This is a genomic window from Synechococcus sp. R55.7, from assembly GCF_047461955.1.
GTDB lineage: Bacteria > Cyanobacteriota > Cyanobacteriia > Thermostichales > Thermostichaceae > Thermostichus.
This window is the reverse complement of record NZ_JANSIC010000445.1, coordinates 1-780: the sequence shown is the minus strand read 5'-3', so window position 1 is coordinate 780 and position 780 is coordinate 1. Positions and strand designations below refer to the sequence as shown.

Here is a 780-nt window from a genome sequence, read left to right as displayed (position 1 = left end):
TACACTCGAAACACGGCTTGCGCCAGCCCCAAAGCGCTCCGCGCCGCCAACACGACAGCAATCTTTTACCGGCCATGTCTCCTCTAACTTCGCCTCTTGCCAGTGCCCCCTCGGGATCCCCGACAACTGCCGAGCTGTTTGCCGAGCATGTGATGGCCACCTATGGGCGCTATCCCCTGACCTTGGTGCGCGGGCAGGGGTGTCGGGTTTGGGATGAGCAGGGGCGGGAGTACCTGGACTTTGTGGCCGGCATTGCCACCTGTACCCTGGGGCATGCCCACCCGCTGTGGATTCAGGCGCTCACCGAGCAGGCACAACAGTTGCACCATGTTTCCAACCTTTACTACAACCAGCCGCAGGCACAACTGGCTCAATGGCTGACCCAGCACTCCTGTGCCGACAAGGTGTTTTTCTGCAACTCAGGGGCGGAAGCCAATGAGGGAGCCATTAAGCTGGCTCGCAAGTATGCCCACACGGTGCGCGGGATCCAAGATCCGATGATCCTCACCGCCCATGCCAGCTTCCATGGCCGCACCCTGGCCACCATTACCGCCACCGGCCAGCCCAAATACCAAAAAGACTTTGCCCCTCTGGTGCCCGGCTTTGATTACGTTCCCTACAACGACATCGAGGGCACAGCAGCGGTGTTGGAGCGCTGGGGCGAGCGGGTGTGTGCCGTGCTGTTGGAGCCGTTGCAGGGGGAAGGGGGGGTTGTGCCGGGGGATCCCGCCTATTTTCAATGGTTGCGCCGGATCTGCAGCGAGCGGGGCATTCTGCTGA

General features: G+C 61.7%; 1 protein-coding gene. It reads left to right on the top strand.

What is annotated here, in order from left to right:
• Positions 1-74: 74 nt before the first annotated feature.
• The coding region (locus NW820_RS13045; protein ID WP_414407729.1) for an aminotransferase class III-fold pyridoxal phosphate-dependent enzyme at positions 75-780 on the top strand (706 nt) is incomplete at its 3' end.